The organism is Micromonospora sp. NPDC005553, from assembly GCF_042871765.1.
Classification (GTDB): Bacteria; Actinomycetota; Actinomycetes; order Mycobacteriales; family Micromonosporaceae; genus Micromonospora.
Map to the genome: position 1 here is coordinate 1,273,823 of NZ_JBIAJD010000001.1, position 12,988 is coordinate 1,286,810.

The 12,988-nt window shown below is 68.8% G+C and carries 12 protein-coding genes; 2 read left to right on the forward strand and 10 right to left on the reverse strand.

Going from position 1 to position 12,988, the window contains the following annotated elements; genetic code table 11:
* Window positions 1–57: 57 nt before the first annotated feature.
* Genes ACFYPG_RS05755 through ACFYPG_RS05770 form a run of 4 tightly spaced genes read right to left on the reverse strand, consistent with a single transcriptional unit; the run spans window position 58 to window position 4,347 of the window.
* On the reverse strand, window positions 58–1,440 hold the full coding sequence (locus ACFYPG_RS05755; RefSeq protein ID WP_355008672.1) for an FAD-dependent monooxygenase: 1,383 nt from the start codon (window positions 1,438–1,440) through the stop codon (window positions 58–60).
* Between the two features lie 25 nt (window positions 1,441–1,465).
* A complete protein-coding gene (locus ACFYPG_RS05760; RefSeq protein WP_355008671.1) occupies window positions 1,466–1,876 on the reverse strand; it encodes an SgcJ/EcaC family oxidoreductase in 411 nt (136 codons plus the stop codon).
* Between the two features lie 22 nt (window positions 1,877–1,898).
* Entirely contained in the window at window positions 1,899–3,080 is a 1,182-nt protein-coding gene (locus ACFYPG_RS05765) for an acyl-CoA dehydrogenase family protein (RefSeq protein ID WP_387350896.1), read from the reverse strand.
* 31 nt (window positions 3,081–3,111) lie between these two features.
* Window positions 3,112–4,347, reverse strand: coding sequence for a cytochrome P450 (locus ACFYPG_RS05770; RefSeq protein WP_355008670.1), 1,236 nt, complete (start codon window positions 4,345–4,347; stop codon window positions 3,112–3,114).
* Between the two features lie 304 nt (window positions 4,348–4,651).
* Here ACFYPG_RS05770 and ACFYPG_RS05775 point away from each other — a divergent pair, with 304 nt between their 5' ends.
* Complete coding sequence (locus ACFYPG_RS05775; RefSeq protein ID WP_355008766.1) at window positions 4,652–5,050, forward strand: cupin domain-containing protein; 399 nt, start codon at window positions 4,652–4,654, stop codon at window positions 5,048–5,050.
* Between the two features lie 66 nt (window positions 5,051–5,116).
* On the opposite strand, the gene ACFYPG_RS05780 is transcribed toward ACFYPG_RS05775, so the two are convergent.
* The 3 genes from ACFYPG_RS05780 to ACFYPG_RS05790 all read right to left on the reverse strand — a co-directional run bounded on the left by ACFYPG_RS05780 (window position 5,117) and on the right by ACFYPG_RS05790 (window position 7,228).
* Complete coding sequence (locus tag ACFYPG_RS05780; protein WP_387350547.1) at window positions 5,117–5,422, reverse strand: GNAT family N-acetyltransferase; 306 nt, start codon at window positions 5,420–5,422, stop codon at window positions 5,117–5,119.
* A 71-nt stretch (window positions 5,423–5,493) separates the two neighbouring features.
* Window positions 5,494–6,435 (reverse strand): DUF5996 family protein, encoded by a 942-nt coding sequence (locus tag ACFYPG_RS05785; RefSeq protein ID WP_387350549.1) that lies wholly within the window; start codon window positions 6,433–6,435, stop codon window positions 5,494–5,496.
* A gap of 67 nt (window positions 6,436–6,502) precedes the next feature.
* The gene (locus ACFYPG_RS05790; protein WP_355008667.1) at window positions 6,503–7,228 is read right to left on the reverse strand and encodes a flavodoxin family protein; all 726 of its coding nucleotides are present in this window, start codon (window positions 7,226–7,228) and stop codon (window positions 6,503–6,505) included.
* Window positions 7,229–7,952: 724 nt separating this feature from the next.
* On the opposite strand from ACFYPG_RS05790, the gene ACFYPG_RS05795 reads away from it, so the two are divergent.
* Window positions 7,953–10,775, forward strand: coding sequence for an immunoglobulin-like domain-containing protein (locus ACFYPG_RS05795; RefSeq protein ID WP_387350550.1), 2,823 nt, complete (start codon window positions 7,953–7,955; stop codon window positions 10,773–10,775).
* Between the two features lie 77 nt (window positions 10,776–10,852).
* Here the strand turns inward: ACFYPG_RS05795 and ACFYPG_RS05800 are convergent, their stop codons facing one another.
* The 3 genes from ACFYPG_RS05800 to ACFYPG_RS05810 form a co-directional block, all read right to left on the reverse strand.
* Complete coding sequence (locus ACFYPG_RS05800) at window positions 10,853–11,656, reverse strand: DNA polymerase beta superfamily protein (protein WP_387350552.1); 804 nt, start codon at window positions 11,654–11,656, stop codon at window positions 10,853–10,855.
* The gene (locus ACFYPG_RS05805) at window positions 11,656–12,327 is read right to left on the reverse strand and encodes a DNA polymerase beta superfamily protein (protein ID WP_387350554.1); all 672 of its coding nucleotides are present in this window, start codon (window positions 12,325–12,327) and stop codon (window positions 11,656–11,658) included. The genes ACFYPG_RS05800 and ACFYPG_RS05805 overlap by 1 nt, the downstream gene beginning before the upstream one ends.
* A 245-nt stretch (window positions 12,328–12,572) precedes the next feature.
* Window positions 12,573–12,938, reverse strand: coding sequence for a VOC family protein (locus ACFYPG_RS05810; protein WP_355008663.1), 366 nt, complete (start codon window positions 12,936–12,938; stop codon window positions 12,573–12,575).
* Window positions 12,939–12,988: the final 50 nt, after the last annotated feature.

The window sequence follows — 12,988 nt, forward strand, 5'->3', positions numbered from 1 at the left end:
GGGCCCGGACCCGTCGGTGCCCCGGCCCAGAAGGGCCGGGGCACCGAACTTCTTGGATCAGACCTCCGAGGCGGTGCCGACGGCGTCGGGCTGCCACGCGGGCACCTCCGGTGCCGGACGGCGGCTGCGGGTCAGCACCCGGAGCATCATCGCGGGTCGCATCAGGGCCTGTGGCGGCTCGACGAGCCCCGCCACCCGCATGAAGGTCCGCGTCACCTGCGGGTCACGGGTCGCGGCCGCCTGCATCTTGGCCATGTACGCGTTCGCCATCCGCACCTTGAACGGTCGCGGGCCCCGCACCTGCGGGAAGCTCAGGTCACCACCCGCCGAGATCTCCCAGGGCACGTCGGTGACCGCGGAGACGGCCTGTTGGAAGTCGGTCGGCCGGGGTGCCGTGCCGCCGGCCAGGTGGTCGCGCAGGGTCAGCGCCTCCAACGCCGCCACTGTCATGCCCTGGCCGTAGACCGGGTTGAAGCTGCACGCCGCGTCGCCGAGGACCAGGAAGCCGTCCGGCAGCCGGGACAACCGCTCGTAGTGGCGACGGACGCTGGCCGGGTACCGCAGGGACACGGGCTCGTCCAGCGGCTCGGCGTCCTGGATGGCCTGGTAGATGTCCGGAACCGGCAGCGACTTGACGAACTCCAGGAATCCGGCCGGGTCGGCCGGCGCGCTGTCGCCGAGCACCCCGGTCAGAGAGACGATGCACCGGCCGCCGTCGATGCGGGACAGGAAGGCGCCACGGGGGTGCGACGGCGTCGACACCGGGTTGATCGACAGGTCGCCCTTGAGAACATCGTCCGAGGCCAGCCGATAGAGGCGCGTCGTGTAGGTCAGGTCGATCCGGATCCGGTCCTCGTCCGGCCGGCTGTACCCCAGTTCCTCCAGCCAGACCGGGGTGCGCGAGCCGCGGCCGGTGGCGTCGACCACCAGATCCGCGGTGATCGTCTCCTCGGCCGCGCCGTCACGCCCCTGCACCCGCACCCCGGTGACCCGCCGGCGGTCCGGCGTGGTGGTCAGCCCGACGATGTCGCGCTCTTCGGCGAAGCGTACGGCCGCAAGCTCGGCCACCCGTTGGCGCACCAACTGCTCCAGCACGGGACGGGCGGCCGACACGCAGGTCAGGCCGGTACTGGCCGGCGCCAGAGGGCGTCCGTTGAAGAACCACCGCAGCTCGCCCAGGTCGCCGGTCGGCACCCCGGCGGCCACCGCCTCCGCTGTGAAACCGGGAAACAGCTCGTCGAGGATCTGCTGGCCCCGGGCGAGCAGACCGTGCACGTGCCGGCCCTGTGACACGCCACGTCGGGCGGTGGAGACGCCGGTGAGCCGGTCGCGGTCGACGATGACCACCTCGGCGTACGCGTCGGCCAGCACCCGCGCCGCGAGCAGGCCCGCCATGCTGCCGCCGAGAACGACGGCACGCTCTCCCACCTGTGCGCTCACGGCTGCCCCTTCCTGGCCTGGTTGCTCACGACTCGCCGCGCGGGCTGTTCTGGTAAGCCGCCAGCAACCACTCGCCGTCGCGCTCGACGAGGATCCAGGACGCCCGGATGGCCCGGGCCGGCGACACGTCCTCGGCGCCGGGCTCCAGGACACCGCCCTCGGTCGTCAGCACCGCGACGCCGGGCGCGATGAGGCGGGCGTCGACCGGTGTGCCGGTGACCCGGGTGCCCTTGAGCTGGCCCTGGAACGCCTGCTCCATGTATCCGCGGATCTTGTCCCGGCCACGGCAGAAGACCCCGGGCAGGATCATGGTCGCGTCCTCGGTGAACGTGCGGGCGAACGCGTCGGCGTCGTGCTCCGCCCACGCGGTGACGATGTGCCGCGGTACCGCGGCCACGGCGGCCTGAGCCTCGGCGTTGAAGGTGCTCGTGGTCATTCTGGTGTCCTTTCTCGGCGGCTCAGAGATAGAGGGTGTCGGGTTCGAGGCCGCACAGGATCCGGCCGTACAGCTCGGTGTTGGTGTCCGGGTTCATCAACGCGTGCAGGTTGACCGCCTGCACGTCGCGGGCGATGCGCTGGATGGGCACGTCGTCGTAGAGCGAGGAGCCGCCGCTGGCGCCGGCGAGAATGCCGACCGCCTCCCTCGCCAGGCGGCACGCGGCTCCCAGGTCGGCCCGGGCACGGGCCCGCTCCGTGAGGCTCCACGGCTGGCCGCCGGCCGACTTGTCGTCGACCTGCGCGGTGAGGCGGTGCACGTGGAACTCGGCCTCGTCGGTCTTCAGCTCCGCCTCGGCCACCTGGCGGTGGGTCAGCGGCGCCTCGGCCTGCTTCTCGTACCCCGTGTAGGTGATCTTGCGCTCGGGCAGCCGCTCGAGGAACGTCTCACCGGCCGCGCGGGCCAGGCCCAGCACGGTGCCCACGGACGACGCGGAGGCAACCGGCAGCAGCGGCGCCCGGTACATGGCGGGCGCGTCAGCCGCGTCCGGTCCGGTCCGGCCCTGGAGCACCACCGGCAGCGGCAGGAACCGCTCGGCCGGCACGAACAGGTCCTGGGCGACCGTGCTGACGCTGCCCGTGCCGCGCAGGCCGGACGTGTGCCAGTCGTCGACGATCTGCAGCTCGGACGTCCGCACCAGCGCCATCACCGGCATCGGCGGGCCATCACCGCCGACCAGCACCGCGATGATCTCCTGCCAGTGGCTGTGCAACGCGCCGCTGATGAAGCCCCACCTGCCGTTGACGACGATGCCGCCATCGGCCGGGACCGCCATGGCGGACGGGCTCAGGGTGCCGCAGATCCGCACGTTCGGCGTGGAGAAGACCTCCTCCTGCACCGCCTCGGGGAACAGGCCGGCCATCCAGGTCGGGATCCAGTAGACGGAGGCGGTCCACGCGGTGGCACCGTCGGCCCGGCCGAGCGCGGTCGCGACGTCGGCGAGCGTGCGGGTGTCGGCCTCGTAGCCGCCGAACCGCTTCGGCACCCGCAGCTTGAAGACCCCGGCGTCGGCCAGGGCCTCGATCGTTTCGTCGGGCAGTCGGCGGTCCCGCTCGGCCTGTACGCCGTTCTTGCGCAGCAGCGGGGCGAGGTCCGTGACGCGCGCGACGATCTCCTCGCGCCTGGGTGTGTCGGTGGTGGTCAGCACGGCGGCTCCCTGAGGTCGTCGATGGTTGTCAGGCGGCGGGCACGGGGGCGGTCAGCCGGACCGGCAGCGTCCGGTGGCCGTTCATGATGAAGGTGGGCAACGGCTGCAGGTCGGCGACCGGCACCGCCAGCGAGATGTCGGGAAAGCGTTCGAACAGCGAGGAGAGGCCGGTGGTCGCGACCGCCCGGGCCACCCCGGCGCCGAGGCAGTAGTGCGGTCCGTGGCCGAAGGAGAGGTGCTCCTTGTCGGCGCGCTTCAGGTCGAAGCGGTCGGAGTCGTCGCCGTGCAGGGCGGGGTCGCGACCCACCGCGCTGTAGTTGATCAGGATTGGATCGCCCCGCGGGATCGTCACGCCGTCCAGTTCGATGTTCTCGACGGCGTACCGCAGCGGCAGGTGCGCCAGCGGCGACTCGACCCGCAGCGTCTCGTCGATGACGTCGTTCCAGGTGGCCTCGCCGGACAGCACGAGATCCCGCTGCTCCGGGTTGCTGAGCAGGGCCGTGATGGCGTTGTCGAAGAAGTTGATGGTGGTCTCGGAGCCGGCGCCGAGGATGGCGAAGATGGTGTCCGTCAGCTCCTCCTCGCTGAGCCGGGAACCGTCCTCGTCACGGGCGGCAATGAGGTCGCTGGTGATGTCCTCACCCGGGTTCTCCCGCTTGGTGGCGATGAGATCGGCCATCGCGCCGCGCCACCCGGCCAGCACGGCCTGCGCCTGCTCCGGGGTGACGGTGGTGTCGACCATCATGTCGATGACCTTCGCCGTCTTGGCGCGAGCCTCCTCGGACATGCCGATGAGGTCGGCCACCAGGCGGGCCGGCAACGGGTACGCGAACCGCTCACGCAGGTCCACCACCTCACCGGGGGCGGCGGCGGCCAGACCGTCGAGAAGCTCCTCAGTGATCTTGGCGATCCACGGCCGGATGGCCTCCGTACGCCTCGGGGTGAACGCCTTGCCGACCAGCTTGCGCAGCCGCACATGGTCCTTGCCGTACGCGGTGACCATGTTGTCCATCGCGATCCAGCTGATCATTTCCCAGTCCGGCGGGATCTCGCCGTTGATGAACGCCGGCCAGTGGTTGCGGGCGCTCTTCGTCACCCGCGGGTCGGTGAGCAGCTGCTTGATCACCGCATAGCTATTGATCGACCACGCCACCACGCCGCCGGGCAGAACCACCTGAGTGGCGGCGCCCTGCGAACGCAGCTTCGCGGCCTCACCGTGGATATCTTTTCCGGTGGTGTCCAGAGAGAACGGGCAACTGTCCATGGATGACTCCCAGTTTCGGCGGAGTGTTTCGGCCACGCGCCGGTCCGCCCGGCGAAGCCGAAGTGCCCGTTCCGGGGGGCGCAGCGGATCGACCGGTGGCGTTGCACGAGCGTGTCATCAGCCGATCCGGCGATGCATCTCTCGGTGTGCGCACTCGGTGGCGGCCTGCGAGAACGCCCAGGTCAGGTTCGGCGAGGCCAGGCAGAACACCCGTGCCGGGCTGAAGGACGATCGTGACGTCGGTCCGCTCAGCCGGGGTCGGCGCAGAGGTGGGAGGTCAAGGCGGGCCACTACAGTGGCCATCATGTCCGTACGTCCGCCTCTTGCCGAACAGTTCGATCTGCGCCCGCACCCTGAAGGCGGCTGGTTCAGGGAAACCTATCGGTCCGCTGTCACGTTCGAGCCCGATGGCTACCCGGGCAGCCGTGCCGCCGCGACGGCGATCCTCTATCTCCTCGAGCCGGGTGACTCGTCGGCCTGGCACACCGTGCGGTCGGACGAGATCTGGTTCTGGCACTCGGGTGGGCCGTTGGCGCTGACAGTCGGTAGGGACAGTCGGCCGACGATCCTGAGTGCCGAATGTCCGCAGATCCTGGTTCCGGCGGGCGAGTGGCAGTCCGCGAAACCGGCGGGCGACAAGCACGTCCTCGTCAGTTGTGTGGTGAGTCCGGGCTTCGATTTCGCCGACTTCGCCATGCCGTGAGGACGCCCCGGGCCTCCGCTCAGCGGGCCGGAAGGGTCGCGCGGCGGCACCGCCGCGCCCCTGCGTTCAGTCGCTGACCCTGCTGCGGGACTGGTAGACCAGATCCTGGTACTCGGGATGCCGGTCGATCCATCCCGCGATGAACGGGCAGGTGGCCAGGACGCGCAGATGCGCGGCACGGGCTTCGTCCAGGGCAGTGCGGGCCAGCGCCGACCCGACCCCCTTGCCCTCGTATTCCGGCGAGACCTCGGTGTGCACGAACGCGACGAGTTCTGCGGTGCGGATGTACTGAGCGACGCCGGCAACCCTGGACTCCCCGTCGACCCGGGCCTCGTACCGGTTGGCCTCGGGAGCGTCCGTCACTTCCACCATCTCGTGTCCTCCATACGGCGTGCCGGGATCGACCTTGTCCGCGTACTCGTGATCGTCACAGTGTTCGGTCCTCATCGAGCAGGGCCGCGGTGCCACCGGAGGGGGTCGTCCTCCAGCGCGGAGCGGTCCCAGCGCCCGAGGTCCGCAGCGGCCTCGTAGGTGGTGCGGAGGAACTCGGCGACCGCGCGGTCGGGGTCCGGTGCGGCGCGGGCAACCTCGTAGGGCAGGAGGAACTGCTGGAACTCGGAACTGTAGTAGGCGCCGTCGGGACCGATCCGCCGCTCGGCGAACCCGTCGGGTGCGGGATAGGCATACGAGTAGAAAGCGCCTTCCTCACCGCCGCCGGGCCAGAACCCGCAGCTGGACAGTTCGCGGGAATAGCCCTCGACCATCACCCAGTCCCCGCAGTTGGGCACACCCCCCGGGTGTGGCGGGGCCGACCGGCCGGAGAAACGGGTACAGGCGAGGTCCATCCCACCCCAGAAGAAGTGCACCGGACTGACCTTGCCCACAAAATGCGACCGGAACTCGCCCATGACCCGATCAGCCTGCAACAGCTGTCGCCAGAACAGGGCGGCCGCGTCGCCGTCGTAGGAGGCGTGGTCGTGGTCCTCTGCGAACGGGATCGCCGGGTCGACCTCGTTGGGGTATGGCCGGATAGGTGCCTCGATCCCGAGCTCGTCGAGCATGGCCATGACCCGCGAGTAGAACTCGGCGACCGGCATCGGCCGAAGTGCGAGGCTCCGTGCGCCGCCGCCGCTGGTCCGAATGTCGAGCCGATGGCCGATGAAGTCGAACTCGATCTCGAAGGCTCCCGCCCCGTACGGGATGGCGGACGTCGTCAACCCGCGCGGGCTCACGTACAGGGTCACCTGCCACCAGTGGTTGAGAAACGGAGCGTGTGCCATGCGGATCTTGCCCACGATCTGAGTCCACATGTGCACCGTGTCACGGGTGGCGGTCCAGTCCGAGACCCGCAGGCTCGGCCAGGTCGTCGTTGCCGGGCTCGTCATCACTACTCACATCCTTGGCGCTGCCACGAGAGGGTGACAGAGGTCGTTGTCGTGGTCGGTCGTCGCGTCAGCGGTACTCGGGGTTGGCGGCGTCCGGATGAACTCCTGCCTCCCAGGCGGTGCGCTGGTTGCCGTAGGCCGGGAATCCACCCGCGCTGCGCATCATCGACGCGAGGTGGAGCAGGTTGTAGGTCATGAACGCGGTATTACGGTTGGTGAAGTCGTTCTCCGGCCCGCCGGAGCCCTCGTCGAGGTAGGACGGCCCGGGGCCGACCTCACCGAGCCAACCCGCGTCCGCCTGCGGCGGGACGGTGAAACCGATGTGCTGCAAGCTGTAGAGAATGCTCATCGCGCAGTGCTTCAGGCCATCCTCGTTGCCGGTCAGCAAACAGCCACCGACCCGCCCGTAGTAAGCGTACTGACCCTGCTCGTTGAGCACCCCGGAGTAACCGTAGAGCCGCTCGATCACCCGACGGGTCACCGAACTGTTGTCACCGAGCCAGATCGGCCCGGCGATGACCAGAATGTCGGCCGCCAGCACCCGGGGCAGCAACGCCGGCCACTCGTCGGTGTCCCACCCGTGCTCGGTCATATCGGGTCGGACGCCGGTGGCGATGTCGTGGTCGACGGCGCGGATCTGGTCCACGGCGACCCCGTTCGCCTCCATGATCGCCGCACTGCGATCGATCAGTCCCTGAGTGTGGCTACGCACGGCGGAACGGTTGAGGGTGCAGTTGATGAACATCGCTCGCAACCCGGTGAAGTCGGGCTTCTCGATCACCGACGCGGTCATCAGCGGTCCTTCCTGGTTGTCGGTCGCGCCTCCGCCCGGCCGGTCGGCTCGACGAGCGTCGCACCCTGGCAGGATCCGACGACGCACCGTCCAGCTCCCGAGCGCGGCGGCGCATCCGGTGGATCAACGTAACGAGTGTGGTGTGTCCTGACCTGCGCCGAATCGGCTGGTCAACAGGTCGGCCACGGCGGACCGGACACAGCGCCCACGCGCTGAGCGCCCCCGCGGCCGGCGCGATCGACGCGGGTGTGACGCGGCGATCGTGCGGTGACCACCCCAGTATTCGGCGCTCAGCGGCGAGCGAACAGTGACACCACGTCACAAGCGATCGTGACACCACGCCACTGGCGCCTCCGGCGCGTCCGCACTGCGATGGGGGGCGCGCCCGTCGTGAACCAGCAGGCCACGTGCGTGCCAGACCGCAAGCGTCAGGCTGCGACATCGAACGGCCAAGCCGACCCTTCACGGGCCTCCGTGGGCTCGGGCCGCAACGCATCGCGTTGACCCGACAGCACCCCGTAGTTAGCGTTAACAAGTCCGTCCAGTTTGGAAACAAACGCGCCCGGCCAAGGAGGATCAATTGAGACTGCGACAGCCAAGACCACGTCTCGAGCGGAGTCGGAAGGGCAGAGGTGTCGCGGTCCTGGCACTGGGTGCGCTTGTTTCGGTCTCGATCGCGGCAACGCCCTCGTACGCTGCCGAGGAGCAACTCACCCAAGGCCTGGTGCACCACTTCGCCCTCGACGAGACCAGTGGGACGACGTTGGTCAACTCGGGTAGCGCGGGTGCGGCGGCGAACGCCACGCTCGTGAATCCCGAGAAGGCGGCCCTGACCGGCGAAGGAGTCAGGTTCAACCCCGACTCCTACGAAAGCGCCCTCGACGGCGCATACGTGGCGCTGCCGAACGACATCACCGCCGGCATGTCCAACCTCACCGTGGACTACGACGTGTGGGTCGACCCGGCGAACGTCGGCGAGCACCAGATGTGGGGTTTCGGCCGTAAGTCCGGCTCGTGTGACGCCGACACCGGCGCCGAGGGCTCCATCTTCGCGTCGAACACCCAGCGGTTCCGCGTCGCGGTGGGTCCGACGAACCTCCAACAGAACCGGGTCCGCATGCTCGAGAGAGCGTGGACCCATGTCACCTACACCCAGTCACTGAACTCGGACGGAACGAGCTGGACCGGCAGGGTCTACCTCGACGGCGTGCTGCACGCGACGTCGACGAACCTGACGACGGCGCCGTCGGTGAACGCCGCGGGGACCAACTGCAACTTCCTCGGTCGCTCGCAGACAGCGGGCCACTACTCGTTCCGCGGAACGATCCGGGACTTCCGCGTGTACGACCGGGCCGTGAGCCTCGACGAGACACTCCTCCTGGCAGAGAAGACGGTCTCCGACGGCGTTCGCGCCGACGCCGCGGCCATCGACCTCGGCCGTACCAGTGCGGTCGTACGCGACCTCGTTCTGCCCAAGGTCGGCTCCGTGGCGGGCTCGGCCATCACCTGGACCAGTTCCGACCCGTCCGTCGTCGAGGTCAACACCCCGCCAGCCGTCGCCAGCGCACGCAAGGTCGGGGTGACCGGCAGAATCACCCGGCCCGCACAGGGACAGGCCGACGCGACAGCCACGCTCACGGCGACTGTCCGCAAGGGCGCGCAGGAGGTCACCACACGGGAGATCCCCGTGGTGGTGAAGGCCGAGTTCGACGATGCGCAGGCTGTCGACCGCGACGCCTTCGATCTGACAGTGGACGGCGCCGACGGCGTACGCGGAAACCTCGACCTCGCCGCCGAGGGCGAGTTCGGATCCACGATCACCTGGAGGTCGACCACCGGCCTCGTCACCCCGACGGGCGTGGTCAGCCGGCCCGCCTTCGGCCGTGCGGACGTTGCCGCCACCCTGACGGCGACCATCAAAAAGGGTAAGGCCTCGCAGAAGAAGTCGTTCCCGGTGACCATCACCGCCATGCCACGATCGGAGGACCACGAGCGGTACTTCATGGGGTACTTCAAGGGAGAGGGAATCGCCGACGGCGAGCAGATCATGTTCGCCACTTCCAACGGCAACACCGCTCTGGACTGGACCGGTCTGACCGGAGGTCGGCCGTCACTCATCTCCCAGCTGGGCGACCAGGGGCTTCGTGACCCGCACATCGTCCGCTCCCCCGACGGCGACACGTTCTACATGATCGCCACCGACCTGAACTGGTACGACCAGGGCGGGTACGCCATCAACGACACTCAGTACATCGAGGTCTTCGAGTCGCACGACCTGGTGAACTGGACCCCTCAACGGCACGTGAAGGTGGCACCCGACAACGCGGGCAACGCCTTCGCACCAGAGTCGCTGTGGGTCGACGAGCTCGGCGCCTACGTCGTGTTCTGGGCCCAGTCGCTGTGGAACGACCCCGTGAACCGCACCGGTCAGGGGAACGCGCAGATGTGGTACGCCACGACGCGGGACTTCAAGACGTTCTCCCCTCCCCAGGTCTGGCAGGATCCGGCCCCGCTGTCGCGTATCGACACGACCGCGATCCGGGTCGGTGACCACTACTACCGGGTGACCAAGAACGAGGCCGGCAACCAGGGCTCGGACATCTTCTCGGAGAAGCACACCGACTTCCTGGACAGCAACATCGCCAACTGGACGTTGGTCGCGCCAGCTCTGGGGCGCACGACGTGGGTCGCCAACCAGGGGTACGAGGGACCGGTCATCTTCAAGGCCAACCCCGGTGACACCGCCTGCCCCGGCCAGTTCTACCTCTGGGGTGACCGGTACACGAACGGTGGCGGATACCAGGCCGCGTGTCACGAGAACATCGAGGCTTCGACGTGGAACGCCAAGGCGATCACGATGACCAACGCCGGTGTCGTCCGTCCCCGGCACGGCACCGTGATCCCGCTGACCGTCCGCGAGTGGAACGACATCCGCGGAATCCCGAACAGCGACGTCACCACCACCACCGAGGTGGCTGTCGAGCCGTACGCGAGCGGGGCCCAGACGACCACTGCCACCGTGACGGTCACGGCAGCTGACGGGTTCGAGACCGGCGGTCAGGTACGGATCAGCATCGGCTCGTGGTCGAAGCTCGCCCACCTGAGCGACGGTGCGGCGACCGTCACGCTGCCGACGGGCCTGCCCGCGGGTGCCCGGACGGTCAAGGCCGAGTACCTCGGCTTCGACTACCTGAAGGCGTCGGAAGGCACGGCGTCGTTCGAGGTGCCCTCCGGCCCGGCCGCCGTCAAGGTCAAGGCGAAAGCCACGCCGGCATCGGTTGTCCGCGGGGACACGTTCACACTGAACGTGACCGTCGGGCCGGCGAGCGGACCGAAGCACCACCCTCCGACCCCGACCGGCGAGGTCACCGTCACCTTCGGCGGCATCGCGTACGTCGTGCCACTGGCGCACGGCAGGGCCGTCGTCGAACTGCAGACCGCCGACCTGCGGCCCGGGGCCTACCAGGTCCATGTCGCCTACTCGGGCAACCCGACCTATCAGCCCTACGCCGCCGACTACCAGAAGTTGACGGTACGGAAGCAGTAGGCACCCCGACGAGACGCGCCCAAGTAGTGGGCGGGCGAGATCGATCTCGCCCGCCCACTGCCCGTGGGGCCTGTGTCTCAGATGACGGACATCCGGCCGACCTCAGTCCGCTGACTCACGACCCTGGTGGGGAGCCCGTGCAGTCGGGTGCGCACCACCAGGTCGTGCAGGGCGTTCACGGCTGCCGGATCTGCGCGTTCGGGCAACACCGAGGTGTCCCGGGCCGTCTCCAGCTCGGCGCGCAGCCGCGACACGTCGGTGGCGAGCCACCCTGCAACGCCCGCGGGGAGCGGGCCATGCTCGGCCTCCCGTTTGGCGGCAATGAGATCCGGTACGTACGCCAACCTCGTTCCCAGCACGGCAAGGTTCGTCTCTACGCGGCCGGTCCGCATCAGGTGGATCCCGGTGAGCAGGACCCGCAGCGTATAGAGCGCGGGCTTGAGCTGCCCGGTCCTGGCGTACAACCTCTCCTGAGTGGCCGCGAAACCGAGATAGTGGTGCGCATGGTGACGGGTGACCAGTCGCGGGGCCACGGCGATGAGTTCGGCGTGCACCGCAGTGGTCAGGACCACCAGCGGTGACAGCAGCTGCTCCAGGACGTACCCGTTGCGGCTGTTCAACAGCTTGACGAACTTCAGCAGATCGTGGCTGACCACGTCCAACTCGACGCCGTCGCGCACGCCCATGTGCTGCAACGTCTGCGGACCGGTGCGCAACCCGACGACCTCCTCGGCCGGGAGCAGGTGCACGGCGCGCAGATCCAGATCGGAGTCGATGGACGCGAATCCGTACAGATGCGCGCCGCTGACGGTGGCGAACAGCAGCGGACGGGGCAGGTCGCGGGCTGCCTCGGCGGCCCACGGCGGCACCTCGGTGGTCACTACAGGTTCCTCTCCCGTACGGCCGCGAGCAGCCGATCCACGTCAATCTGGTCGGGCTGATCGGGCAGCACGGTGGCGGCGGTCGCGTCGGCGAGCTCGACAAGTAGGTCCGCCGCCCAGGCGGCAACCTCATCCCAGGGCAACTCGCCGCGCCGCACCGCGAGCAGACGGTCGCGCAGGTGACTAACGTCGACCAGCACCTCCCCCGTACGCAGCACATGCGCCCCGGCGATCAGCAGCCGTACCATGTGCATGGCCTGCTTGTGATTCGTCTCGCCGGTCCGCTCGCGGCGGGCCGCCACTCGGTTGAGCTGATCCCTGGCGTAGTTGCCGTAGGTCTCGGCCACCCGCCTCGACAGGAACGCCTGCCGTGCTGCCAGCAACCATTCCCCGTCGACGGTGATCGTCTCGACCAGCGGGGACCAGAGCACCTCCAGAACTGTCGGGTTGCCCTGCAAGGCCAGGACGCAGAAGCGTTCGAACTCCCAGGAGAACTGCTCCGCCGCCGGACCGTCGAGGTGGGTGGGCGGCTTGTCGAGGTGCCAGAACGCCCGTGTGGGCGCTACATACACACCACGGCGGTCGTAGTCGGAGGCCAGGTCGTGCAGCCCGTACGCCCGGGACCCGACCACAACGGCGAGGGCCGTATGCCGCTCGACAAGCTCGATCACGCCCGGGACGCTACCCAATCAACGCCCTGCACGCGCCACCCTTTTCGAACACTCAGCGTCGGTGACCCCGAAGTGAGGACGACCTGACCGCCGATGCCGTGGTGGCGCGAAGCAATCGGAGAGTGTGGTGAGCGGTCCGAAGCGGTCCGGCAGTTCACGACACCGCGAGACGGCTCGCTGACCCGGCAGCCCGCAGCCGGCGATCCGGTGGCAAGTGCGGTGCTCGAAAAGTGAGGACTAGGACGTCATTTTTGGTAGTACTGCACGACGCAGAACTCGTTGCTCTCCGGGTCGGCCATCACCAGAACCGCGCCTTCCGGGTAGTCGTGCCGTTCGCCGGTCCACCGGCCGCCCAGCGCCCCGATCCGGTCCACCGCTTCACCGGCGTCGGCGACAGCGATGTCCACGTGCAGACGCGCCTTGCCGACCTTGGGCTCCGGTACGGGTTGGAACGTCAACACCGGCCCGCCGTCGGTAATGATGACTCGCCGCCAGCCGGGTAGGGACTCCGTCACCCGACCGCCGAGCACGGCGGACCAGAAGTCAGCCAGCTTCTGTGGGTCTTGACAATCTATCGTGACGCCGGCAAATCGGCCCAAGGTCGTCGTCATGGGCCCTAACGTAGTCGTGCCACAAAGCCTTGTCAGGGAGCACTCGACTC